The following is a 25,633-nucleotide window of genomic DNA, read 5'->3' on the forward strand; positions in this document are numbered from 1 at the left end:
TGCGCCCGGCCGATCCGCCATCCTAGCGGTGCTTTGGTGAATAATAGGCAACGCTGGCTGCCACGGGCTCCTCGCGTGGGCCGGCCTCACTGGGCGTTTCACTCAATGTCTGCCAGCTAGGGGGGATATCGGCTGGTGATTCAGCGCCTTGATGGCTTGGCACAGCGTCGGCAGCGGGTGCAGAACCTGCTTTCGGCTCGTCACTGGCTGCTTTGGTGCCGTGGTCGACGATATCGCTCTGGGGGTGGTACTCGGTAGGCGCTTCCATCAAGACCTGACGCACCATATCGCCCTCCTGGTTAACACAGGCAGCGTGAAGGGAGAGCAGGATGGGCTCCAGCTCCTCCCAGCTCAGCGCCGCCTCATTGGCCGTCATGATGCGCGGGTGTCCGGTCTTGCCGACGGCTTCGGTAACCAGAAGCTCTTCGTAGAGTTTTTCGCCGGGACGCAAACCGGTAAAGATGATGGAGATATCGCCCTGGCGCCCCCCCTCTGCCAACTCGTTCAATTGGCTGCGCCGTTTTCTCGATAACTGAGGGTGCAGAGTCCCGCTCGACTGGGGGAAATACGGCTCGAGGCCGGTCAGTCGCACCATGCGCGTTGCCAGCTCGGCAATGCGTACCGGCTTGCCCATGTCGAGCACGAAGACGTCTCCGCCCTTGGCCATCCCACCGGCTTGTATTACCAGCTGCGCGGCTTCGGGAATGGTCATGAAGTAGCGGGTGATTTCCGGATGCGTGACGGTGATCGGGCCACCATTCTCGATCTGCTTACGAAACAGCGGCACGACGGAGCCAGAAGAGCCAAGTACATTGCCGAATCGCACCATCGTAAAGCGAGTCTTCTGCTGTGAGGCGGCAAGCGCCTGGCAGACCAGCTCTGCCAGGCGCTTGCTGGCTCCCATCACATTGGTCGGTCGGACTGCCTTGTCAGTGGAAACCAGCACCATGTCGTCGACCCCCGTGGCAACCGCTGCCTTGGCCACGGCCAGCGTGCCGAAGACGTTGTTCAGCACTCCTTCACAGGGGTTGTACTCCACCATGGGCACATGCTTGTAAGCCGCCGCATGGTAGATGGTGCGAACATCGAACGTTTCCAGGAGCTGCTCGATCCGCTGGCCGTCACGCACCGACGCGAGAATCGGCACCACGGCCCCCTTCAGCGTTTCCGCTTCAGCGATACGCTTTAGATCCAGCTCGATGCGATAAAGTGAATATTCCGACACATCCACCAGCAGCAGCTTGCTAGGCTGCTGCCTCAGAATCTGGCGACACAGCTCGCTGCCAATCGAGCCGCCGGCGCCGGTTACCATGACGACCTTGCCGGTAATGTTGGCGCCCATCAGAGATTGCACGGGCGGTACAGGGTCGCGCCCCAGCAGGTCTTCTACTGCCACGTCACGCAGCTCGTTGAACTTGGCCTTGCCGGACACCACGTCCGCCATGTCGGGGATGGTCTGCACGGGAATCGAGAGCGGTTCGAGCGACTCGATGATCTCCTGTCGCCGCGCGCGCGTGGCCTCCGGCACGGCAAGCAGGAGTTTCTCTACGCCATAGTTGTTGATGATGCGGGTGGTATCATCGGGGGAGTGCACCCTGAGCCCCTGCACATGGGTGCCTTGCAGCCGGGGAGCAAAATCGACGAAGCCTACCGGTTCGTAGTCACGACCATGGCGCAACGACATCACCAGCTGCCGGCCGGCGGCACCGGCACCGTAGATCAGCACGCGCGTCTTGAGCCGCTGCTGGCCACGCTGATATAGCAAGCGCAGCGCAAGCCTGACGCCACCGATGGTCATCAAGGCCAGCATGATGTAGATAAAGGGAACGGAGCGAGGCACCGGCAAGTTGAATACGCTGCTGACAACGGCCAGCGTAAGTGCCGAGCTCAACACGCCAGCCATGATGGCTTGAAACGCCTTGAGCCCCATGTAACGGATGATGGAGCGATAAAAGCCCAGCTTGACGAAGATGATCAGGCTTACTGGCACCACCACCGGCAGGGCCATCCACACCTCAGGGTCGAGCAGGAAGCGCGGCGAGTCGAGACGCAACAGCATGGCGGTAAAGAAACTGATAACGACCAGGAGGGAATCGGCCAGAAGCTGAATGACCTGCTTGCGGCGACGCGGCAGGTTGAACAGCTTTTTGAGCAGTTGAGTCATACTGTGTCCCTTTGCTGAGCAAGACCCGCTGCGCCAGGGTCATCCTGAACCCCTGTAAGGCGCTAGCGCCCATCAATGTAACATCTCACATCGACCAGTGTAACATTAAGTATCCGACATCGCGAGCAAGAAAAGCGCTAGCAACCTGGTACTGACACTAATGAAGCATGTGGTCAATCTAGGTGGCCTGACGCATGCTCGGGCAGGAGCGTGGCCGCAAGCATGCTAGTGGGGTATGCTTATGCACCAATTGCCATGACGCGCCGCGCCCCGACCCGAGCATGTAGACCAAGGTCAAACATAGACTAAGTCGGCCGGCGACGCTCCCACATGTTGCTACATTTAACGCAAGGTGCCTGTTGAGACCGATGGACGCACAGTACACGCCCTTTGAGATCGAACGCGACGCCCAGCAGTACTGGGACAAAAACCAGTGCTTCAAGGCGGTAGAAGACGCCAATCGCGACAAATTCTATTGCCTGTCGATGTTCCCCTACCCCAGCGGCAAGCTGCACATGGGGCATGTGCGCAACTACACCATCGGCGACGTGGTGTCGCGCTTCCAGCGCATGCAGGGCAAGAACGTCATGCAGCCGATGGGCTGGGACGCCTTCGGCATGCCGGCGGAGAATGCCGCGATCAACAATCGCGTGCCGCCCGCCAAGTGGACCTACGACAACATCGACTACATGCGCAACCAGCTCAAGGCGCTGGGTTTCGCCTACGACTGGAACCGCGAGTTCGCCACCTGCGACAGCGACTACTACCGCTGGGAGCAGTGGTTCTTCACCAAGCTGCTCGAGAAGGGGCTGGTCTACAAGAAGATGTCGACGGTCAACTGGGATCCGATCGACCAGACCGTGCTGGCCAACGAGCAGGTGATCGACGGCTGCGGCTGGCGCTCCGGCGCGCCGGTCGAGCGCAAGGAGATCCCGCTGTGGTTCCTCAAGATCACCGACTACGCCGATGAGCTGCTCGCCGACCTCGACAAGGTCGAGTGGCCCGAGCAGGTCAAGACCATGCAGCGCAACTGGATCGGCAAGTCGCGCGGCGTCGAGATGTCCTTCGACATCAAGCAGGCCGATGGCAGCCCGGACGAGCCGGTCAGCGTCTACACCACCCGCCCCGACACCCTGATGGGCGTGACCTACCTGGCGGTAGCCGCCGGCCACCCGCTGGCCAAGACCGCTTCAGCGGGTAATGCCGAGCTGGCGGCGTTCTGCGAGGAGTGCGCCCAGGGCGGCACCTCGGAGGCAGCGCTGGCCACCAAGGAGAAGAAAGGCATGCCCACCGGGCATGTTGCCGTGCACCCGCTGAGCGGCCGCGAGGTCCCCGTCTATGTGGCCAACTTCGTGCTCATGGAGTTCGGCACCGGGGCGGTGATGGCGGTGCCCGGCCACGACCAGCGCGACTGGGAGTTCGCCACCAAGTACCAGCTGCCCATCGAGGCGGTGATCGCCGACCAGCATGGCCAGGCGCCGGATCTCTCCGAGGGTGCCTATGTGGAATATGGCCGCCTGATCAACTCCGGCGAGTTCGACGGCCTCGACTTCGAGGCGGCCTTCGATGCCATCGCCACCAGGCTCGAGGGGCTGGGCGTCGGCGAGGTCAAGACCAACTTCCGCCTACGCGACTGGGGCGTGGCCCGCCAGCGCTACTGGGGCGCACCGATCCCGGTCAAGTATGGCCCCGAAGGCCAAACCGTGCCGCTCACCGACGACGAGCTGCCGGTGGCACTGCCGATGGAAGTTACCGTCGACGCCTCGGGCTCGCCGCTCAAGAAGATGCCGGCGTTCTCCGATCTTGGCGACGGCTGGGTGCGCGAGACCGACACCTTCGATACCTTCATGGAGTCGTCGTGGTACTACGCGCGCTTCTGCTGCGCCGACAACCATGAAGCAATGCTCGACGAGCGCGCCAACTACTGGCTGCCCGTCGACCTCTATATCGGTGGCATCGAGCACGCCATCCTGCACCTGCTTTATGCGCGTTTCTTCCACAAGCTGATGCGCGACTTCGGCCTGGTCGACAGCGACGAGCCCTTTCAGCAGCTGCTGACCCAGGGCATGGTGATCGCCGAGACCTACTACCGCCTCGAGGCCAACGGCGCCAAGACCTGGTTCAACCCCGCCGACGTCGAGGTCAAGCGCGACGACAAGGGCCGCCCGATCAGCGCGCTGCTGATCGAGGACGGCCAGCCGGTGGAGATGGGCGGCATCGAGAAGATGTCCAAGTCGAAGAACAACGGCGTCGACCCGCAGTCGATGATCGACCGCTTCGGTGCCGACACCGTGCGCCTGTTCATGATGTTCGCCGCCCCGCCGGAGCAGTCGCTGGAGTGGTCAGACTCCGGCGTCGAGGGTGCCAACCGCTTCCTCAAGCGGCTGTGGCGCCTGGTCAATGAACACCTCGCCGCCGGCACGCCAGGCGCGCTGAACACCAGTGCCCTGAGCGACGCCCAGCGCGACCTGCGCCGCAAGACCCACGAGACGATCAAGAAGGCCAGCGACGACATCGGCCGTCGCACTACCTTCAATACCGCCATTGCCGCGGTGATGGAGCTGACCAATGCGCTGGGCCGCTTCCACGGCGAGGGAGAGGAGCCAAGCCCCCAGGACCTGGCCGTGGCGCGTGAAGCGGTGGAGACCAGCGTGCTGCTGCTGGCGCCGATCACGCCGCACATCTGCCATGCGCTGTGGGCAGCGCTGGGCCATGCCGAGCCGGCCATCGACGCCGCCTGGCCGCGCCTCGATGAGTCTGCCCTGGCCCGCGATAGCATCGAGCTGGTGGTACAAGTCAACGGCAAGCTGCGCGCGCGCCTCGAGGTGCCGGCAGACGCCGACAAGGCCGCCATCGAGGCCCAGGCGCTGGCTGCCGAGAACGTGCAGCGCCACACCGAAGGCAAGGCGGTACGCAAGGTGATCGTGGTGCCGGGCAAGCTGGTCAATATCGTGGTCGGCTGAGCGCCACGATCGTCAACCTCACAAGGAGCGTTCCATGCAGCGTCGCCGCTTTCTTCACCTGACCCTGGCCGCCGGCGCCGGCATGGCGTTGGCCGGCTGCGGCTTTCGCCTGCGCGGGCTGGAGACCCCGGTGCTGTCACTCGACAGCATCGCCCTTGTCGCCGCCGACAGCGACCTGACCCCGGCGGTGCAGGCGGCGCTGGAGCGTGCCGACACCGTGATTCGCGACGACGCTCCGCTGCGCCTCAACCTCGGCAGTGAGTCGTTCAGCGAGAGCCGCCGTACCTTCGGCAGCGCCGCCAGCCGCGAGATCGAGCTGACCCTGCGTGCGCCCTTCTCGGTGCAGCGCCAGCGCGACAACGCCTACCTGCTCGACCAGCAGCAGCTCGAGGTGAGCACCAACTTCAGCATCAGCGACAACAACCTGCTGGCCCAGGATGACATTCGTCAGGAAGCGCGCCAGGAGCTGCGCGAGGAAGCGGCGCGGCGCCTGCTCGATCGCCTGCGCGCCCTCGACGACCAGCCAGCGTCGTGATGCAACGCGTTCATAGGCTTTCTACGTGAAGATATTCCCCGACAAGCTACCCGATGCCATTGCCAGCAAGCTGCCGCCGGTGGTGATGGTCACCGGCGATGAGCCGCTGATTCATATCGAGGCTTGCGATGCAGTACGCGCCGCAGCCCGCCAGCAGGGCATCGAGGAGCGCGAGGTACTGCACGTCGAGAGCGGCTTTCAGTGGGGGCGGCTCACCGAGTCCGCCGCCAGCATGTCGCTGTTCGCCACCCGCAAGTTGATCGAGCTGCGCCTCGGCAGCCAGGCCGCCGGCCAGGAGGGCGGCCGGGCGCTGGAGGCCTACGCCGAGCAGGCCAAGGGCAGCGACAACGTGCTGCTGCTCAGCGCCGGCAGGCTCGACCGCAAGCAGCAGCAGAGCAAGTGGTTCAAGGCGCTGGACAAGATCGGGCTGTTCGTCCCGGTGTGGCCGGTGGACCACCAGCGGCTGGGCTTCTGGATGCGCGACCGCGCCAGCCGCCACGGCCTGCAGCTCGATATGGAGGCGGCCAAGCTGCTCGGCGAGCGCACCGAGGGCAACCTGCTGGCCGCCGACCAGGAGCTGCAGAAACTGGCGCTGCTGATGCCGCCCGGCGCGCGCCTCAACGCCGAGGCGATCGCCAGCGGCGTCGACGACAGTGCGCGCTACGATGTCTTCACCCTGGCCGAGGCATGCCTGCGCGGCGAGCGTGAACGGGTCTCGCGGATCGTGCGCGGCCTGCGCCAGGAGGGCGTCGAGGCGCCGATCATGCTGTGGGCACTGACCCGCGAGCTGCGCATCCTGCTATCGCTCTACCAGCACCTCGACCAGGGCCAGAGCTTCGAGCACGCCTGCAAGGCGCAGAAGCCGCCGATCTTCGACAAGCGCCGCCCCGCCTACCAACAGGCGCTCAACCGCCTGCCCCTCAAGCGCCTGCACAAGCTGCTGCTGTTCGCCCAGCGCCTCGACCTGGCGATCAAGGGCGCCGCCCCGCTGCCGCTGTGGGACGGCATCCACGACCTGGCCCTGACCCTGGCCGGCGGCCGTGGCCTGCTGGCGGAGTCGCCACTATCGTACAAGGTGGGCTGAATTGACCCTTCCAGCAGCCCTCGGGCATGCTTCAAGAGTTTGACCACAAAAAGGAAAATCATAATGAATCGCTTCGCACGCTGCACACTGGCCGCCGGTGTTTCGCTAGCCATGCTCACCACCGCCCAGGCCTCCGAGTTCGCTGACATGGATCCTGTGACGCTACGCCTGGCCCACGTGGTCAACGAGCAGGACGGCTTCCATATCGCCGCCGTGAAGTTCCAGGAACTAGTCGAAGAGCGCACCCAGGGCGCCGTCAACATCGACATCTACCCCAACGCCACACTGGGTGACGAACGCACCCTGCTCGAAGGCATGCAGATCGGCAGCATCGACATGGGCGTGATCACCAACGGCCCAGTGGCCAACTTCGTCGAAGAGATGGCGGTCTTCGAGCTGCCGTTCCTGTTCCCCTCACCGGAGGCCGCCTATCAGGTTCTCGACGGCCCCATCGGCCAGGAGCTGCTCGACAAGCTCGCCGACGTCAACCTCAAGGGGCTGGCCTACGCCGAGCGCGGTTTCCGCAACCTGACCAACAGCCAGCGTCCGGTCAGCGCCCCCGACGACCTCGACGGCCTGCGCATTCGCGTGATGGAGAATCCGGTCTACACCGATACCTTCCGCGAACTCGGTGCCAATGCCATCCCCATGGCCTGGACCGAAGCCCTGACCGCCATGCAGCAGGGCACCATCGACGGCCAGGAAAATCCGGTCAACGTCATTCACTCATTCAATCTCGACGAAACCCAGTCCTACATGACGCTGTCGCGGCATACCTATGCCCCAGCGATCTTCGTCATGGGCATGCCAGTGTGGAATCAGCTGCCCGAGGCCGCTCACGACGTCCTTCGCGATGCCGCCCAGGAGGCCGCCGAACATGAGCGGCGCATGAACGCCGACATGGAGGCCGAGCAGCTCGCCGAACTGCGCGATGCCGGCATGGAGATCAACGATACCCCCGATATCGAGGCCTTCCAGGCCGCCGTGGCGCCTGTCTACGACAAGTATGGCGAGCAGTTCGGCGACTACCTGGCACGCATTCGGGAGGCGCTCGAGTAAGTGCGATTGCTGCTCGCCCTGCTCCCGCGGCTGCAGCGTTTGGAGCGAGCCGTTGACGCCGTCATCCAGCCCCTGGTGTTCGCTGGCATGGCGGCGTTGATCGCCACCATTACGCTGCAGATCGTCTCTCGCGTACTGTTCAGCGCCGTCGGCTGGACGGAGGAAGTGTCGCGCTTTCTGCTGATCTGGATCACCTTCCTGGGTGCCACCCTGGCCTTCCAGCGCGGCCGGCACATCGCCGTGACGTTCGTCGTCGAGGCTCTGCCAAGGCGCCTGCAGCGGCTGGCACGTATCGCCGCCCTGCTGGTCGCGCTTAGTTTCATGATTGCGCTGGTGGTGATCGGCTATCAGTACATGCACGTCCAGAGCTTTCAGCGCTCGGCCTCACTGCGCCTGTCGATGACCTATATCTACGCCGTGATACCGCTAGCCGCAGCGTTGATGAGCTGGTATGCCCTGGTCGACCTGATCGAGGCACTGGTGGCACCGCCCGACGACATCGACTCAGGTAGCGTCAACGCCGAGGAACCGCCCGCATGACCGGCCTGCTGTTCGCGCTGTTCTTCCTATTCATGCTGCTCGGGGTGCCCATCGCCCTGGCCATCGGCGCCAGCACCCTGGTCGCCATCCATGCCCAGGGCGTTCCCCTGATGGTGGTCACCCAGCAGATGTTCCAGGGCATCAACTCCTTTGCCCTGGTGGCGATCCCCATGTTCATCCTCGCCGGCGACCTGATGGCACAGGGCAAGGTCAGTGAAAAGCTGGTGGACTTCGCCGACGCCCTGTTCGGCTTTCTCAAGGGCGGGCTTTCGCTGGTCTCGGTGGGCGCGGGCATGTTCTTCGCAGCCATCTCCGGCTCCGGCGCTGCCACCACCGCAGCGGTAGGGTCGAGTCTGGTGCCGGAACTCAAGCGCAAGGGCTATGACCCGGCCTCCGCCGCCAGCCTGATCGCCGCCAGCGGCACCATTGGCGTGGTGATTCCCCCGTCGGTCCCCATGATCATCTATGCCGTGATCGCCCAGCAGTCGGTTTCCAAGCTGTTTCTCAACGGCTTCATACCCGGCCTGATCATGGGGTTGGGACTCGCCGCGATTGCCATCACCCAGGCCTATCGACGCAACTACCCTCGCGGCACGCCGCTGTCGATGGCGACCATCTGGCGTACCCTGAAGAGCGCCAGCTGGGGCCTGATGACGCCGGTGATCATCCTTGGCGGCATCTTTTCGGGGATCTTCACCCCCAGCGAGGCAGCCGTCGTGGCGGTCAACTATGCCCTGCTGGTGTCGCTGTTCGTTTATCGCGATCTACGCCTGGCCGACGTCTACCGTATCCTGATCCGCTCGGCGATCACCACATCGGTGATCATGCTGGTGATCGCCACCTCCGCGGTGCTGAGCTGGACCCTGTCCAGCTGGCAGGTGCCCGGCGCCATCGCCCAGGCGGTGCTGTCGCTATCCACCGATCCCTACGTGATCATGCTGCTGATCGTGGCGATCATCCTGCTCACCGGGGTATTCATCGAGACCGCCAGCGCGCTGATCATTCTCACCCCGGTGCTGCTGCCGCTGGTCACCCAGCTCGGCATCGATCCGATCCACTTCGGCATCATCATCGTCATGGGGCTGGCGATCGGCATGATCACTCCGCCGGTGGCGATCAACCTCTATGTGGCCTCCTCGGTCACCCAGCTGCCGTTGGAACGCATCACCCGCGCCATCCTGCCCTACCTGCTGGGATTGATCTGCGTACTGCTGCTGGTGGTCTACGTTCCGATCATGCTGGGCTGGTCGGGATGAATGTCCGCCGGACTACCTCATAGCTCGTCCCGATAGCGCGCCAGCATCGCCGCCTGACTCTCCGGTTCACCGCTGCCGCCGGCCTGATCCTGGATCATCTTGCCCATGCTCGGCAGCACCGAACGTTCGTGGCGACTGTCGTCTGCCCACAGGCGCGAGCGCATCAATGCCTTGGCGCAGTGCAGGTAGGCCTCTTCTACCGTTACCCGAATCACCACCCGCGGCGTACGACGCTCGTCTTTCACTTGCGCCAGTAGCGCCTCGTCCACCGACACCTCGGCCGCGCCGTTGATGCGCAGGCTCTCATCGATGCCGGGGATCAAAAACAGCAGCCCGAGGCGCCCGCTGGCGATGATATTGCTCAGCGAGTCGAGGCGGTTATTGCCCGGCGAATCGGGAATCAGCAACGTGGTGTCATCGACTACCTTGACGAAGCCCGGCGACCCGCCGCGTGGCGAGGCATCGTGCTGGGCGCCATCGCCGCTGGCCAGGACCACGAACGGCGACAGCGCGATGAAGCGTCGGCAGTGCTGATCCAGGTGGCTGAGCTGCTTTTGCAGGGCACGCGGCTTGGTAGGTGGGTAGAGCGCACGCAGTTCCTCAAGGGAGCGGATCATCGCTATCTCTCTGAATACTTGACCGATGTCCAGTATCGCACGCTTCGATGACGTCGTCGCGTCGCTGTCAACCGGCCAGATTGGCGAGCCGAGAAATCAGCGTATAGTTGGCCTCCATCGCCATCAGCGCGACCAGGAACAGCAGCACCCCCGGCGGCACCAGCACAGTGTAGATGAGCGACAGGCGCTCCCAGGCCATGTGCATGAAGAAGGCCACGATCAGGCCGGCCTTGAGCAGCATGAACAGGGTGATCAGCCCCCATTTGGGATATCCCTCGAGCCCCGAGATATCCACCAGGTAAGACAAAACGCTGAGCACGAACAGCCATATCCATACGCGCAAATAGACGCGCAGCTCAGGCTGGTGATGACTGTTGTGTTGGTCCATGCCGACCTCCTACCACAGATAGAAGAACGCGAAGATGAATACCCACACCAGGTCGACGAAATGCCAGTATAGCCCCAGGCTCTCGACCATCCCGTAGTTGCCCTTGCGGCCGGTGAGGAAGCCGGGTCGCTGGCCATCCAGCGAGCCGCGCATCACCTTGACCGCCATGATCACGATGAAGATCACGCCGATGGTGACATGGGTGCCGTGAAAGCCGGTGATCAGGAAGAACACCGCACCGAACTGGGCTGCACCCCAGGGGTTCTCCCAGGGTCGTACGCCCTCTCCGATCAGGATCGCCCACTCGAAGGCCTGCATGCCGACGAAGCTGGCCCCGAGCAGCGCCGTGACCAACAGCAGCGCGGCGGTCTTGCGACGGTCGTTGGCATAGCCGTACTTCACCGCCAGGGCCATGGTGCCGCTGCTCGAGATCAGGATGAAGGTCATGATGGCGATCAACAGCAGCGGGATCGACTGCCCGGCGATGGTCAGCGCGAACACCTCACTGGCATCCGGCCAAGGCTCCACAGTGGACATGCGCAGCACCATGTAGCCAACCAGGAAGCAGGCGAAGATGAACACGTCGCTGAGGATGAACAACCACATCATCGCCTTGCCCCAAGGCACGTCGAACACCCGCCGCTCCGCCGACCAGTCGCGGACTAACCCGGCGGCACCGTGGGGAGACGAGGCGTTGGAATCGGGATTCGCCATGTTCATGTCCTCAGCAGCAGAACGAACAGAATGCCCCACACCACCAGCAGGAAGTGCCAGTACAGCGCGCACAGCTCGACGCTCTGGCGTATGGCGCCAGGCGTGGCGCCCTGCTGTAGTCGGAACAGGCAGCGCGACCAGACGAACAGCCCGCCGAGCAGATGCACGGCATGCAGCGCCGTGAGCAGAAAGAAGAACGCATTGGCCGGATTGGCCGCCAGGTAGTGACCCGCGGCCTGCAGCTGCCACCAAGCCAGCGCCTGGCCGAGAATGAAGGCGATGGTCAAACCGCCCCCAGCCAGCAGCCCACGCAGCAGCCGTGCCGGCTGCTCGTGCCGGGCGGCGCGCCAGGCCAGCTGCAGCGCCACGCTACCCAGCACCAGACAGGCGCTGTTCCACCACAGCAAGCCGGGCACCGCTAGTGGCCGCCAGTCGTGGGCCATCTCCTGACGCATCAGGTAGGCGCTGATGGTCAGCGCGAACAGCGAGGTGACCACCGCCAGAAACACCGCCAAGCCCACCCGCGGGGCGGTCGCCGCACGTGGCATCTGGCGGCTCTCCACGCCAGCTGCCTGGGCCTCCCAGGGGCGCACATTGATCGAGTGACTGAACAGCCAGCCACCGAACGCGGCCATCAGCACCGCCAGGAACACCAGCGAGACGGTCATGCTCATGACGACCTCCTTGGCGCTGCGTCATCGGCTTCGACCGCCTCGGGTGGCATGTTCTGAGGCAGGAAGTCCTGCTTGGCGCCGGGCACGCTGTAGTCGTAGGCCCAGCGGTAGACCACCGGCAGTTGGGCACCGAAGTTGCCGTGGCGCGGCGGGGTGTGCTCGGTCTGCCACTCCAGGGTGGTGGCCTGCCAAGGATTGGGCCCCGCTTCACGGCCGTGGAAGTAACTGCGCACCAGGTTGTAGAAGAACACCAGCTGCACCAACGCGACGATGATCGCCGCCACGCTCATGAAGGCATTGAGGGTCTGCATCGAGTCGGCGATATAGCCGGTCTCGCCGTAGCCGTAGTAGCGGCGCGGCACGCCAGCGAAACCCATGAAGTGCATCGGGTAGAAGATCGCATAGGTGCCCAGGAAAGTGACCCAGAAGTGTACCTTGCCCAGGGTGTCGTCCATCATCCGACCGGTGATCTTGGGGTACCAGTGGTAGATCGCGCCGAACACCACCAGCACCGGTGCCACCGCCATCACCATGTGGAAATGGCCGACCACGAAGTAGGTATCCGCCAGTGGCACGTCGACGGTGACATTGCCCAGGAACAGCCCGCTGAGCCCACCGTTGACGAATGTGAAAATGAAGCCGATGGCAAACAGCATCGGCACCGTCAGGCGGATATTGCCGCGCCACAGCGTGAGCACCCAGTTGTAGACCTTGATCGCGGTGGGCACGGCGATGATCAGGGTGGTGGTGGCGAACAGGAAACCGAAGTAGGGATTCATGCCGCTGACGAACATATGGTGGGCCCAGACCACGAAGCTGAGCACGCCGATGATGATGATCGCCCACACCATCATGCGGTAGCCGAAGATGTTCTTGCGCGCATGGGTGGCGAGGATGTCGGAGACGATGCCGAACGCCGGCAGCGCGACGATATACACCTCGGGATGGCCGAAGAACCAGAACAGATGCTGGTAGAGCAAGGGGCTGCCGCCCTCATGGCCGGACTGCTCGCCCAGATTGAGCATCTCCGGCATGAAGAAGCTGGTGCCCAGCAGCATGTCGCAGAGCATCATCAGGATTGCCACCAGCAGCGCCGGGAAAGCCAGCAGCGCCATCACCGTGGCCATGAAGATCCCCCAGATGGTCAGCGGCAGGCGCATCAGCGTCATGCCGCGGGTACGCGCCTGGAGCACCGTGACCACGTAGTTGAGCCCGCCCATGGTGAAACCGGCGATGAACACCGACAGCGACGCGAACATCAGCAGGATGCCGCCGTCGATGCCCGGCGTGCCGGGGCTGATCGCCTGGGGGGGATAGAGTGTCCAGCCGGCGCCGGTGGCGCCCCCCGGCACGAAGAAGCTGGCCATCAGGATCAGCACGGCGGCCAGATAGAACCAGTAGCTGAGCATGTTGAGGTAGGGAAAGGCCATGTCCCGGGCGCCGCACATCAGCGGGATCAGGTAGTTGCCGAAAGCGCCCAGGAACAGTGCGGTGAGCAGGTAGACCACCATGATCATGCCGTGCATGGTGACGTACTGCAGATAGCTGGATGGGTCGATCAACGAGAAGGTATTGGGGAACCCCAGCTGCAAGCGCATCAGGATCGACAGCACCAGTGCCACCAGCCCGATGGCGATGGCCGTCACACCATACTGGATGGCGATCACCTTGGCATCCTGGCTCCAGATGTACTTGCCGATAAAGGTCTTGGGGTGCACCAGCTCCATGTCGTCGAATTCCCCCGCCGGGGCGTGGGGCACGCTGTGCTGTCCATGGTCTGCCATCGCCTACTCCTCCCTAGCCGCTGACGTCACCGCCGCCACCTCGCCGCTGGGCTGCGGCAGGGTCATGATGTAGGCCACCACGTCGCTGACCGCCTGCTCGTCGACCAGCACCTGGGCCATCTCGATCATCTGGTTGCCGTAGGGATCCTCGCGGTGACGCCCGCGAATCCCTTGCCGGAAGTTCTGCAACTGGCGCTCCAGGTACCAATCCGGCATACCCGCCAGGCGCGGACCGTTGGTGGCGCGGATGCCCTGCCCCTGCTGGCCATGGCAGTTGGCGCAGGTGCGATAGCGGCGTGCACCGCGCTCGGGGTCGCCGGCATCCAGGCTGGCCTGAAGCGGTTGGTCGGGCAGGGTTTCGATATAGGCCGCCACGTCGGCTATCGCCTGGCGGTCCGGCAGCATGCTGGCGAACGGACGCATCTGCTGCCCGTAGCTGTCGTCCTCATGGGTGCCACGAGCCCCGCTGCGGAACAGCTCGAGCTGACGCTCCAGGTACCAGGCGTCGAGCCCCGCTAGCTTGGGTGCATTTAGGACCTGATTGCCCTGCCCTTCGGCGCCATGGCATGCAGCGCAGCTGGCGTAGCGCGCCTCGCCTGCCTCGGGGTCACCCGGCGCACGGTCGGCGAGTTCGGCATGGGTGGGCCGCTCGGCGAGCCAGGCGTCGAAGGTCTCCTGCTCGACCACTTCGATGCGCCCGCGCATGGCGAAGTGCGCGATGCCGCATAGCTGGGCACAGACGATCTCGTACTCGCCGAGTTCGGTGGGCGTGAACCAGAAATAGGAGGTCTGCCCCGGCACCATGTCCATCTTGGCGCGGAAGTTGGCCACCTTGACGTTGTGCAGCACGTCCTTGGAGCGCAGTACCATCTTGACCGGCCGATCCACCGGTAGCAGCAGGTGTGGCGCGGTAATCAGGATATCGTCCTGGCCCGCCGGGTCGTCGATCAGGCCAAAGGGGTTGTGCTCATCGATAAAGCGATTATGGGCCGAGCCGAAACGGCCATCCTCGCCCGGGAAGCGAAAACTCCAGTGCCACTGCTGGCCCACCACCTCGACCTCATGGGCATCCTCAGGGGGGGTTACGAAAGACGCCCAGACCACCAGGCCAGGTGCCAGCAGGCCGGCAATGCCCAGCGTGGTGATACCGGTCAGCCACACCTCCAACGACTTGTTCTCAGGGTCGTACTGGGAGCGCCGACGCTGGTTGAAGCGGTAGCGCACGATCACATAGGCCAGGAACAGGTTCACCGCCAGGAACACCGTGCCGGTGACCCACAGGGTGATCTGGATGGTGTCGTCGATCGCCCCCCAGTTGGAGGCCAGCGGGGTGAGATACCAGGGGCTGAAAAAGAAGAACAGTACCGAGCCCACCGCCAATACGATGACCGCAATCGCTATTGCCATCGGCTGCCCCCTTGTTCACGCCTATATTATTGTCAGCCCACCATCAGGCTTCTTTATGTAACTTAAACCCCAGTACCACAGTGATGGCGTCGCTCTTCCGCTGTCACCTTGTCGATAATCACCTCGGGGTGGTGGCGGTGAATCGCCGAGTAGACTTTCGACTCGCGCTCGTTGGAGACGTCCACCATCATCAGAAAGGCGCCGCGTTCGATCTCGTCCTCGTACTTGTCGACCTTCACGTCGTGAACCGAAACCCCGATCATGGTGCTGGTCCAGACCCCAAACAGGCCACCGAACACGCCCATGCCGGCGATCACCACGCTGATCCCGATGTCACCGAGGCCCTCGCCCAGCACGTAGTAGACCAACACCCCGAGCGCACAGCCCAGCGGGATGCCGAACAGCAGGCCACGCAAGGCGGCATGCCCCACATCGGAGGTCTGGCGCAAGGTGGCATTGTTGACGCCACGCTCCTTGAGATGCACCCAGTCGCGCCCGGTAACGTGCACTTCATTCTGGGACAACCCCAGATCCTCCAACTCATGGGCGATATTGACCGTAGTATCCAGGTCGGGGGTGAGAAAGTAGAGGCGCTGCATAACATGCCCTCCTCGATCGGGTGCGGGCGACGCAACGCGACATGGCGCACCGTGAACTAGTGCAGTCGCTTACTTGATAATTCATCCCTAAACTATCACGGCGTCATATACGACCCGCTTAGTTGGATTTGTCTTTATCAAGGTTGTCTATATATTACATTCAAGCAAGTTTCTTTTATGTCGATTATGACTAACGGGATGCGCGCCGCTGATACACTAGGATGAAAACGCCGCCACTGACGGGTAAACTGCCGATCACCGATAGCCGATCAACCACCACTCGACACAGGACCCGGCGCCGACCATGGGCAGCTCCCCCCCGCTCTATCTGCAGATTCAGCAGCACCTGCTGGAGAACATCCATGGCGGTATCTGGCCCGCACATCATCAGATTCCCCCCGAGGAACAGCTGGCCCGCGACTTCGGCGTCAGCCGCATGACCGCCAACAAGGCGATTCGCGACCTGGTGCAGCAGGGCTACCTGACCCGCCAACCCGGGCTCGGCACCTTCGTCACCGACCGCAAGGCGGAGTCATCGCTGGTCGAAGTGCATAACATCGCCGAGGAGGTACGCAGCCGCGGCCACGCCTACACCAACCAGGTGCTCGCCAGCGACGCCATCGCCGCCGACGACGAGGTCGCCCTGCGCCTCGGCGTGCGTCTCGGTACCCAGGTCTTCCACACCCTGATCGTGCACTGCGAGAACGCGATACCGATCCAGCTCGAGGACCGCTACGTCAACCCGCGCTGGGTGCCCGACTACCTGGCCAACGACTTCTCGCGTCACACCCCCAACGAGGTGCTGGTGGCGGCCTGCCCGATCACCGATATCGAACACGTGGTCGAAGCGGTGCTGGTGGATGCCGCCACCGCCGGCCATCTCGACACCGAGACCACTCGCCCCTGCCTGAGCATGATCCGCCGCACCTGGTCCGGCGAGCATCTGATCAGCTACGCCCGGCTGATTCATCCCGGCGAGCGCTACAAGCTGCGCTCCTCGGTGCACCGCAACGGCTCCTGAGCAGAACATCGAAGGCCGGGCATCGGCCCGGCCGTGTTGAACCGCGACGCATTACCCCCCGGATAGCGCCAGGGCCAGATACCCCGCTGGCACCGCCAGCAGCAGGCTCAATGCCACGCGCATGAACCACACCACCACGATGCGAGCCACCGATAGCGGAATACTGGTGGAGAGGATGCACGGGATCGACGCTGAGAAGAACAGCACCCCGGATACCGACACCACCCCGGCGGCAAAGCGCGCCACGAACTCGGCTTCCGCCATCAGCAGCGCCGGCAGGAACATCTCGGCGAGCCCCGCCGCCGAGGCCTGGGCCAGGGCCGCACCGTCATCGAGCCCCCAGATCGCCACGAACGGGTAGAACAGCCAGCCCAGCCATTCGAACAACGGCGTGTACTTGGCCAACAGCAGGCCCAGCAGCCCCACCGACATGATCGACGGCAGGATGCTGATCGCCATCACCAGCCCCTCGCGCACATTGAGCGCCACGCTGCGGTGCAGGCCCGGCGCCTGTTCGGCGACTCCGAGCCCGGTGTGCCAGGCGGTGGAGAGCCGCTTGCCGGGCAGCGCCTCGGGCTCGCCGTCCGACTTGCTATCGTCCATCCGTGACAATGGCGGCAGGCGCACTGTCACCGCTGTAACGATAAAGGTGATGGCCAGAGTCAGCCAGAAATAGAGATTCCATACGCTCATCAGGTCGAGGGTGCGAGCGACGATGATCATGAAGGTCGCCGACACCGTGGAGAAGCCGGTGGCAATGATCGCCGCCTCGCGCGCCGAATACTGACCCGCTTGATAGACCCGGTTGGTGATCAGTAGCCCGATCGAGTAGCTGCCGACGAAGGACGCCACTGCATCGATGGCGCTGCGCCCCGGGGTGCGCCACACCGGCCGCATGATCGGCTGCAGCAGCACGCCGATCAGCTCCAGCAGCCCGTAGCTGATCAGCAGCGCCAGAAACACCGCACCAATCGGCACGATCAGCCCAACCGGGATCACCAGCCGCTCGAACAGGAACGGCAGCATGTCGGGTTCGTGCAGGAAGCCTGGCCCCCAGCCGGTCATCGCCATCAGCGCCGCGGCTACCCCGGCAATCTTCAACACACTGAAAATGCGCTCGGTAAGACTGCGGTTCCAGTAGCCCTTGACCAGCGGATAGGCGGCACCGGCCACGATCAACGCCAGGGCGTAGAAGCCGCTCAGGTCACCGAGCAGAGTTCGCGCGCCGGTGACCATATGGTCGAGCAGGATGGTGGTACTGCCGGCAATGGTCACCGGCACGAAAAAGATCAGGATGCCCAGCGCGCTGGGCAGAAACAGCTTGAGCACGCTAGCGGGCCGGGCGGTTGCCCTGGGACGGCCCCCATCGCTTGCGGTGTGGTGGTCTGACATGGGGAGTGACTCCCTCTGGTTGTCTGGTTGGCAGTAGCGGAAATCGCACGGACGGCAAGGACACCGACAATATGTATATACAATGCATCAACCATTCCTGCCAATCCCGACGCCACCCGAGCGACTATACTTTAGTCTTATCAAGTCCGTTGAGGCGCACTTGATAGCCGCCAGGAAAAGAAATAAAAAATATTTAATATCAATGAAATAAGAATAATTCGTCAATCTTGTGAGCAAGCCGTGACAACGACATGCCGACACCGCACTTGACGTCGCCAGCGTGCCCGGCTAAATGTATATACAAATAGACCATTGCAAGCAGGAGGCCCTATGTCAGGCACTCAGCCAACCGCCACGCTATGGCGCGACGTCACGCTCTTCGACGGCCATCGCACCCACCCCGAGCCGATGGCGGTGATCGTCGAGGCCAACCGTATCGCCCAGGTGGTGCCCATGGCCCGGGCGGACGATGCACGGCTCGCCGAGTGCCGCGAAATGGCCCGCGGCGGCGTGCTGACCCCCGGCCTGGTGGACTGTCATACTCACCTGGTGTTTGGCGGCTCGCGGGCCGATGAATTCGAGCAGCGCCTCGAAGGCGTCAGCTACGAGGAGATCGCCCGCCGCGGCGGCGGCATCCTCAGCACCGTCAACGCCACCCGCGCGGCCAGCGAGGACGAACTCTTCGCTGCCGCCCGGCCGCGCCTCGAAGCACTGATGGCCGAGGGCGTGACCACGGTGGAGATCAAGTCCGGCTACGGCCTGACGGTCAGCGACGAGCTCAAGATGCTGCGCGTGGCACGCCGCCTGGGCGAGGCGCTGCCGGTGCGAGTGGTCACCACCCTGCTCGGCGCCCACGCCCTGCCGCCGGAGTTCGCAAACGACAGCGATGGCTATATCCGCCTGGTCTGCGAAGAGATGATCCCCGCCGCGGACGCCGACGGCCTGGCCGACGCAGTGGACGTGTTCTGCGAGAAGATCGCCTTCTCGGTAGCCCAGTGCGAGCGGGTTTTCGCCGCCGCCAAGGACCACGGCCTGCCCATCAAGGCCCACGCCGAGCAGCTCTCCAGCCTCGGCGGCAGCGCCGCCGCGGCGCGTTTCGGTGCCCTCTCCGCCGACCATATCGAATACCTGGACGAGGCCGGCGTGGCCGCCCTACGCGACGCCGGCAGCGTCGCCGTGCTGCTGCCCGGCGCCTACCACACCCTGCGCGAGACCCAGCTGCCGCCCATCGACGCCCTGCGCCGCGCCGGCGTGCCGATGGCCGTAGCCACCGACGCCAATCCCGGCAGCTCGCCGATCTTCGACCCGACGCTGATGCTCAACTTCGCCTGCACCCTGTTCCGCCTTACGCCTCAGGAAGCGCTGGCCGGCATGACCGCCCACGGCGCCCAGGCACTCGGACTCGCCGAACAAGGCCTCGGCCGTATCCAGGCCGGCGCCCCGGCGGACCTGTGCCTGTGGGACGTCGACACCCCGGCGGCCCTCGCCTATGCCGTGCAGCCCGGCCGGCTACGCCAGCGGATCTTTAACGGAGCGCTTCGTCATGACTAAGTCCATCGATATGTCGGCCTGGGCAGGCCGCGAGGACCCCGAGGCCGACAGCCTGCGCTGGCATCAAGCGATCCAGCCGCTGATGCCGGACAGCCCACCTGGCGTTGCCCTGCTGGGTTTCGCCTGCGATGCCGGCGTGGCGCGTAACAAGGGGCGTATCGGCGCCGCCAAGGGGCCTCGCGCGCTGCGCCAGGCGTTGGCGCCGCTGGCCTGGCACCGCCAGGCGCCGGTCTATGACGCCGGCGACGTGACCTGCCACGGCGACGCCGACATGGAAGCCGCCCAGGCGCGCCTCGCCGAGCGGCTGGCCACCCTGCTCGCGGCGGGCCAGCGTCCCATCGCCCTCGGTGGCGGCCATGAGATCGCCTTCGCCAGCTGGTCCGGGCTGGCCCGCCACCTCGACGCCAGCGGCGAACAGAGGCCTCGGGTCGGCATCATCAATCTCGATGCCCACTTCGACCTGCGCGACCCGGCGCATGTGCGCTCCTCCGGTACGCCCTTCGCGCAGATCGCCGAGGCCTGCGAGGCCCGCGGCTGGCCGTTCCGCTATGCCTGCCTGGGGGTGAGCCGTGCCGCCAATACCCAGGCGCTGTTCCATCGCGCCCGGGAGCTGGGCGTACTGGTGCACGAGGATCGCGACTTCCAGCCGCCCCGGCTCGAGGCCATCCAGCGCGACCTGGAGCGCTTCATGGCGCGCTGCGATCACCTCTACCTGACCATCGACCTCGACGTGCTGCCCGCCGCCGAAGCCCCCGGGGTCAGTGCGCCAGCAGCCCGCGGCATCCCGCTGGCCCTGCTCGAACCGCTTATCGAGGCGGTACGCGACAGCGGCAAGCTGCGCCTCGCCGACCTCGCCGAGCTCAACCCCGACCACGACATCGACCAGCGCACCGCCCGTGCGGCGGCACGCCTGATCCACCTACTGACCCTGGATTGACCCCACAGGAGACCGCCATGAACGACCACCAGAGCATCGACCCGCGACACGATGCGTCGCGCCAGATCGCCGCCCCCACCGGCAGCCAGCTCAGCTGCAAGAGCTGGCTCACCGAAGCCCCCATGCGCATGCTGATGAACAACCTTCACCCGGACGTCGCCGAGCGCCCCGAGGACCTGGTGGTCTACGGCGGCATCGGCCGCGCCGCCCGCGACTGGCAGTGCTTCGACACCATCATCGAGACCCTCAAGCGCCTCGAGGACAACCAGTCGCTGCTGATCCAGTCGGGCAAACCGGTGGGCGTCTTCGAGACCCACAGGGACGCCCCGCGGGTGCTAATCGCCAACTCCAACTTGGTGCCGGCCTGGGCCAACTGGGAGCACTTCAACGAGCTGGATAAGAAAGGCCTGATGATGTACGGCCAGATGACCGCCGGCTCGTGGATCTACATCGGTTCCCAGGGCATCGTCCAGGGCACCTACGAGACCTTCGTCGAGGCCGGGCGCCAGCACTACGACGGCAAGCTCAGCGGGCGCTGGATCCTCACCGCCGGCCTCGGCGGCATGGGCGGCGCTCAACCGCTGGCGGCGACCCTGGCCGGGGCCTGCTCGCTGAACATCGAGTGCCAGCAGACCAGCATCGACTTCCGCCTGCGCACCCGCTACCTGGACGAACAGGCCGACGACCTCGACGATGCCCTGGCACGCATCGAGCGCTACACCGCCGAAGGCAAGGCGGTTTCCATCGGCCTGTGCGCCAACGCCGCCGAGGTGCTGCCCGAGCTGGTCAAGCGTGGCGTGCGCCCGGACATGGTCACCGATCAGACCAGCGCCCACGACCCGCTGCACGGTTACCTGCCGTCGGGCTGGACCTGGGACGCGTACGTGGCCCGCGGCAAGTCCGAGCCCGCCGCGGTGGTCAAGGCTGCCAAGCAGTCGATGGCAGTGCATGTGCAGGCCATGCTCGACTTCCAGCAGATGGGCGTGCCGACCTTCGACTATGGCAACAATATCCGCCAGATGGCCCAGGAAGAGGGTGTGGAGAACGCCTTCGACTTCCCCGGCTTCGTGCCGGCCTATATCCGCCCGCTGTTCTGCCAGGGCATCGGTCCGTTCCGCTGGGTGGCGCTGTCCGGCGATCCGGAGGACATCTACAAGACCGACCAGAAGGTCAAGGAGCTGATCCCCGACGACCCGCACCTACACAACTGGCTCGACATGGCCCGCGAGCGGATCAGCTTCCAGGGGCTGCCGGCACGGATCTGCTGGGTCGGCCTCAAGGATCGCGCCCGCCTCGGCCAGGCCTTCAACGAGATGGTCGCCAATGGCGAACTCAAAGCGCCCATCGTGATCGGCCGCGACCACCTCGACTCCGGCTCGGTGGCCAGCCCCAACCGCGAGACCGAGGCGATGATGGACGGTAGCGACGCCGTTTCCGACTGGCCGCTGCTCAACGCCCTGCTCAACACCGCTGGCGGCGCCACCTGGGTCTCGCTGCACCACGGCGGCGGCGTCGGCATGGGCTATTCACAGCACGCTGGGGTGGTGATCGTCGCCGACGGCAGCGATGACGCCCACGCCCGCCTCGGCCGGGTGCTGCGCAACGACCCGGGCACCGGGGTGATGCGCCACGCCGACGCCGGCTACGATATCGCCAAGCAGTCCGCCCGCGACAACGGCCTCGACCTGCCGATGCTCAAGTAACCCTCACGGGGATACCGACACCTCTATACATGACACCTGACGGTGCCGACGTACCGCAAGCATGTCGGCACCGCTCTATGACGTCAGAACAACAACACCCAACGGGGGATCTCCTATGTCAACACAAGGTAAGAAAAGTCTGAACCGCAAGGTCTTCATACCGGCCTTCGCCATCATCTTGCTGGCCGTCACCATTGGACTTGCCAACAACGAGTTGCTGGTCAGTGTCGCCAGACAGCTATTCTACCTCTCGCTGTCCGACTTCGGCTGGCTCTATCAGTTACTGGCCGTAACAACGCTAGGCATCACCGCTTACATCTTCTTCTCCAAGGCCGGCAACATTCGCCTGGGTGGCGAACATGCCAAGCCCACCTTTTCCATGGCAACGACCTTCGCCATGGCGCTGACCGGCGGTATCGCCACGGGGGTCGTCACCTACTCGGTCAACGAGCCGATCATCTATCTGGGCAACGTCTACGGCGAGATCGGCAATCAGGCCTTCGAGCCCGGCAGTGCCGAAGCTGCAATCTTCGCGCTGGCCAGGAGCTTTCATAATTGGAGCTTCATTCCCTATGCCATGTACTCCATCGTTGGATTGATGATCGGCTATATGCATTTCAACCGCCAACAGCGCTTCTCGATCTCGTCGACCCTGACACCGATTCTCGGCAATACCGAACGCAAGCCCTTGGTTCGCGCGGTGGTCGATATCATCTCTGTACTGGCGATCGCCCTGGGGCTCGCTTCGTCGCTGGGCGCTGGCCTGGCCCTGATCAGTTCCGGCCTCGAGGTCGAATATGGCATCGCCTCTAACCCCACCACCTGGTTGATCCTGACGCTGGTCATCTCGGCCATCTTCATCACCTCGGCGCTTTCCGGACTCAAGCGAGGCATCCGCGTACTATCATCGATCAATGCCTATATCTTCTACGCCTTCGTCGCCATCCTGCTGATCATCGGTCCGCTGAACTATATCCTCAGCCTGTCGGTGACCAGCCTGGGTTACTGGCTCGATAACTTCTTCCTGTGGTCGTTCGACACCAAGGAGTCAGGAGGTGAGGCCCTGGTGACCTGGTGGACCATGTACGACTGGTCGATCTGGATAGCTTATGCACCGCTGATGGGGCTGTTCCTGGCGCGAATCTCCTACGGCAGGACGCTACGTGAGTTCCTCGTCATCAACTGGATCCTGCCCTCGGCATTCGGCATTGTCTGGTTCGCCATCTGGGGCGGGTCAGCCATCAAGTGGCAGATGGATGGCACCCTGGATCTGGTCGAGGTAGTGACCGAGAGCGGCGCGGTATCGGGTCTCTGGGGCTTCCTGCAGCATCTGCCGCTATCCGCCCTACTGATTCCGCTGGCTATCCTGACCCTGATCATCTCCTTCTCCACCGCCGCGGACTCGATGTCCTCGACCATCGCCACCATCTGCACCAAGAACATGACGGCAAACGAAGAGCCCCCCCGTAAGCAGAAGATTCTCTGGGGACTCTCGATCGGCGTCATCGCCTACATCATGGTGGCCTTCGGTGGTGGTGCCCAGGGCGTGGATGGCATCAAGTTCCTGGCTGCGGCTGGCGGCTTCACCGTGCTGTTCCTGTTCGCGCTGATCGTGGCCTCGGCGGCAAAGGTCTTTATCATGCGAGGATCTCCTGAACAGCAATCAGTTGCCCTGGACCAGCAGGCGGATGAGGCCTATGAGTAACTCTTTGCGACATATCGAGCTCGGCGCAATGCCTACAGACTGGCAGCAGGTGGTCGAGGTCGCGCGCCACGGGGCCTCCCTGTCGCTGTCTTCGGTCGCCTGGGAACGAATCGCCGCGGCACGCCAGGCTGTCGAGGAGATCGCCTCTTCGGATACGCCCCATTACGGCATCAATACCGGCCTGGGGGCCCTGTGCGACGTGGTACTCGAGCGACACGAGCTGCAACGCCTCTCGCACCACACGCTGATGAGCCATGCTTGTGGCGTCGGTGCGCCGCTGCGCACGGAGCAGGTCCGGGCGATCCTGTGCTGTGCCGTCATCAACTACAGTCATGGCTACTCCGGCATCAGCCCCACGCTGGTAGAGGGACTACTACAGTTGTTGAACGAGGGCATCACCCCCGTCGTACCCTCGCGGGGCTCGGTCGGCTACCTCACCCACATGGCGCACATCGGCCTGACCCTGATCGGCCACGGTGAGGTCGAGTTCCGCAGCCAGCGGATGCCAGCCAAGCAAGCGTTGGATGCCATCGGCATGGCCCCTCTCTGCCTCGGCCCCAAGGATGGCCTCAGCCTTGTCAACGGCACCCCGGCCATGACCGGCCTGGCTTGCCTGACGCTTGACGATACCGCTCGCCTGGCCGCCTGGGCCGATGTCATCGGCGCCATGAGCTTCGAGGCCCTGGGCGGCCAGCAGGATGCCCTGTTACCCGAGGTGACACGCCTCAAACGGCATGAGGGCGTCCAGCATGCCGGGGACAACCTGCGCCGACTGCTGCAGGGCAGCCGCCGCCTCGCACGCTGCCGGGGCCAGCACCTCCAGGACGCGCTCAGTCTGCGCGCGATGCCCCAGGTGCATGGTGCCTGCCGCGACCAGTTCGATCATGCCGTCAGGCAGATCAACCATGAGCTGGATTCGGCAACCGACAACCCCCTGGTGATCACTGCAGCAGATGGTTACCGCGTCGTATCACAGGCCAATCCGCACGGCGCCTCGGTGGCCATGGCATGCGATCTCCTGGCAATCGCCGTGTGCGAGTGGAGCTCGATCTCCGAACGCCGCGCCTATCGTCTCGTAACGCCCCAGGCCAGTCGGCTGCCGCCGTTCCTGACGGCCGAGAGCGGGGTCAAGTCGGGCATGATGATCGCCCAGTATTCGGCCGCCTCGCTGGTCGCCGACAACAAGCGCCTGGCCCAGCCCGCGGTTACCGACAATTTCCTGACCTCCGGCCTGCAAGAGGACCACCTGAGCCTGGGCGAAAGCGCCGCCCTGAAGCTGGACCAGGCCCTCGACAACGCCTTCCAGGTGCTCGCTATCGAGTACTTGCTGGCCGCTCAGGCCTTCGACCTGATCGATGACCGGGACGTTGCATCGGGCACCGAACTGGCCTGGAGGACGCTGCGGGCGGCGATTCCGTTCTACGCGGAGGAGCATGCCCTGCACTTGGACCTGCAGGCCGCTTGCGACCTGCTTCGCGATGCGTCACGGCAGGCCCCCTTCATCGAGCTTGCCCCCCACCTATATCCTGGTAAGAGGTAG

21 protein-coding genes are annotated in these 25,633 nt (G+C 64.2%); 12 read left to right on the forward strand and 9 right to left on the reverse strand.

The annotated features are described in order from the left end of the window. Window positions 1-22 precede the first annotated feature (22 nt). Window positions 23-2,164, reverse strand: coding sequence for a polysaccharide biosynthesis protein (locus CK498_RS23680; RefSeq protein WP_095623318.1), 2,142 nt, complete (start codon window positions 2,162-2,164; stop codon window positions 23-25). 368 nt (window positions 2,165-2,532) lie between these two features. Between CK498_RS23680 and leuS the strand changes: the two genes are divergently transcribed. From leuS to CK498_RS23710, 6 genes are all read left to right on the forward strand, one after another. Continuing rightward, entirely contained in the window at window positions 2,533-5,127 is a 2,595-nt protein-coding gene (leuS, locus tag CK498_RS23685) for a leucine--tRNA ligase (RefSeq protein WP_095623319.1), read from the forward strand. Window positions 5,128-5,161: 34 nt separating this feature from the next. Continuing rightward, complete coding sequence (locus CK498_RS23690; protein WP_095623320.1) at window positions 5,162-5,662, forward strand: LPS-assembly lipoprotein LptE; 501 nt, start codon at window positions 5,162-5,164, stop codon at window positions 5,660-5,662. Between the two features lie 25 nt (window positions 5,663-5,687). Then, entirely contained in the window at window positions 5,688-6,746 is a 1,059-nt protein-coding gene (holA, locus tag CK498_RS23695) for a DNA polymerase III subunit delta (protein WP_095623321.1), read from the forward strand. A gap of 63 nt (window positions 6,747-6,809) precedes the next feature. Then, on the forward strand, window positions 6,810-7,805 hold the full coding sequence (locus tag CK498_RS23700; RefSeq protein WP_095623322.1) for a TRAP transporter substrate-binding protein: 996 nt from the start codon (window positions 6,810-6,812) through the stop codon (window positions 7,803-7,805). Continuing rightward, window positions 7,806-8,345, forward strand: coding sequence for a TRAP transporter small permease (locus tag CK498_RS23705; RefSeq protein ID WP_407645900.1), 540 nt, complete (start codon window positions 7,806-7,808; stop codon window positions 8,343-8,345). It begins immediately after the preceding gene. Further along, window positions 8,342-9,601 (forward strand): TRAP transporter large permease, encoded by a 1,260-nt coding sequence (locus CK498_RS23710; RefSeq protein ID WP_095623323.1) that lies wholly within the window; start codon window positions 8,342-8,344, stop codon window positions 9,599-9,601. The genes CK498_RS23705 and CK498_RS23710 overlap by 4 nt, the downstream gene beginning before the upstream one ends. A gap of 17 nt (window positions 9,602-9,618) precedes the next feature. On the opposite strand, the gene CK498_RS23715 is transcribed toward CK498_RS23710, so the two are convergent. The 7 genes from CK498_RS23715 to CK498_RS23745 form a co-directional block, all read right to left on the reverse strand. Beyond that, entirely contained in the window at window positions 9,619-10,218 is a 600-nt protein-coding gene (locus tag CK498_RS23715; RefSeq protein WP_095623324.1) for a pyridoxamine 5'-phosphate oxidase family protein, read from the reverse strand. Window positions 10,219-10,285: 67 nt separating this feature from the next. Further along, complete coding sequence (locus tag CK498_RS23720) at window positions 10,286-10,606, reverse strand: cytochrome C oxidase subunit IV family protein (RefSeq protein WP_095623325.1); 321 nt, start codon at window positions 10,604-10,606, stop codon at window positions 10,286-10,288. Between the two features lie 9 nt (window positions 10,607-10,615). Continuing rightward, entirely contained in the window at window positions 10,616-11,320 is a 705-nt protein-coding gene (locus tag CK498_RS23725) for a cytochrome c oxidase subunit 3 (RefSeq protein ID WP_217987850.1), read from the reverse strand. A 2-nt stretch (window positions 11,321-11,322) separates the two neighbouring features. Continuing rightward, the gene (locus CK498_RS23730; RefSeq protein ID WP_229359201.1) at window positions 11,323-11,994 is read right to left on the reverse strand and encodes a cytochrome c oxidase subunit 3; all 672 of its coding nucleotides are present in this window, start codon (window positions 11,992-11,994) and stop codon (window positions 11,323-11,325) included. Further along, a complete protein-coding gene (locus CK498_RS23735; protein WP_095623327.1) occupies window positions 11,991-13,778 on the reverse strand; it encodes a cytochrome c oxidase subunit I in 1,788 nt (595 codons plus the stop codon). The genes CK498_RS23730 and CK498_RS23735 overlap by 4 nt, the downstream gene beginning before the upstream one ends. A 3-nt stretch (window positions 13,779-13,781) precedes the next feature. Further along, window positions 13,782-15,185 (reverse strand): c-type cytochrome, encoded by a 1,404-nt coding sequence (locus CK498_RS23740; protein ID WP_095623328.1) that lies wholly within the window; start codon window positions 15,183-15,185, stop codon window positions 13,782-13,784. Between the two features lie 62 nt (window positions 15,186-15,247). Next, window positions 15,248-15,784 (reverse strand): cytidylyltransferase family protein, encoded by a 537-nt coding sequence (locus tag CK498_RS23745; RefSeq protein WP_095623329.1) that lies wholly within the window; start codon window positions 15,782-15,784, stop codon window positions 15,248-15,250. 304 nt (window positions 15,785-16,088) lie between these two features. Between CK498_RS23745 and hutC the strand changes: the two genes are divergently transcribed. Next, on the forward strand, window positions 16,089-16,805 hold the full coding sequence (gene hutC, locus CK498_RS23750) for a histidine utilization repressor (RefSeq protein WP_095623330.1): 717 nt from the start codon (window positions 16,089-16,091) through the stop codon (window positions 16,803-16,805). Between the two features lie 51 nt (window positions 16,806-16,856). On the opposite strand, the gene CK498_RS23755 is transcribed toward hutC, so the two are convergent. After that, window positions 16,857-18,197 (reverse strand): YjiH family protein, encoded by a 1,341-nt coding sequence (locus CK498_RS23755; protein WP_095623331.1) that lies wholly within the window; start codon window positions 18,195-18,197, stop codon window positions 16,857-16,859. Window positions 18,198-18,527: 330 nt separating this feature from the next. Here CK498_RS23755 and hutI point away from each other — a divergent pair, with 330 nt between their 5' ends. The 5 genes from hutI to CK498_RS23780 all read left to right on the forward strand — a co-directional run bounded on the left by hutI (window position 18,528) and on the right by CK498_RS23780 (window position 25,633). After that, window positions 18,528-19,748: an imidazolonepropionase gene (gene hutI, locus CK498_RS23760; RefSeq protein WP_095623332.1), complete on the forward strand. Its 1,221-nt coding sequence runs from the start codon at window positions 18,528-18,530 to the stop codon at window positions 19,746-19,748. Next, a complete protein-coding gene (gene hutG, locus CK498_RS23765; RefSeq protein ID WP_095623333.1) occupies window positions 19,741-20,685 on the forward strand; it encodes a formimidoylglutamase in 945 nt (314 codons plus the stop codon). The genes hutI and hutG overlap by 8 nt, the downstream gene beginning before the upstream one ends. Window positions 20,686-20,702: 17 nt before the next feature. After that, window positions 20,703-22,388 carry a urocanate hydratase gene (hutU, locus tag CK498_RS23770; protein ID WP_095623334.1) on the forward strand — a complete coding sequence of 562 codons (1,686 nt, stop codon included), beginning with the start codon at window positions 20,703-20,705 and terminating at the stop codon, window positions 22,386-22,388. A gap of 115 nt (window positions 22,389-22,503) precedes the next feature. Then, window positions 22,504-24,093 carry a BCCT family transporter gene (locus CK498_RS23775; protein WP_095623335.1) on the forward strand — a complete coding sequence of 530 codons (1,590 nt, stop codon included), beginning with the start codon at window positions 22,504-22,506 and terminating at the stop codon, window positions 24,091-24,093. Continuing rightward, window positions 24,086-25,633, forward strand: coding sequence for an HAL/PAL/TAL family ammonia-lyase (locus CK498_RS23780; protein ID WP_095623336.1), 1,548 nt, complete (start codon window positions 24,086-24,088; stop codon window positions 25,631-25,633). Before CK498_RS23775 ends, CK498_RS23780 begins: the two co-directional genes overlap by 8 nt.

Source organism: Halomonas salipaludis, from assembly GCF_002286975.1.
GTDB lineage: Bacteria > Pseudomonadota > Gammaproteobacteria > Pseudomonadales > Halomonadaceae > Franzmannia > Franzmannia salipaludis.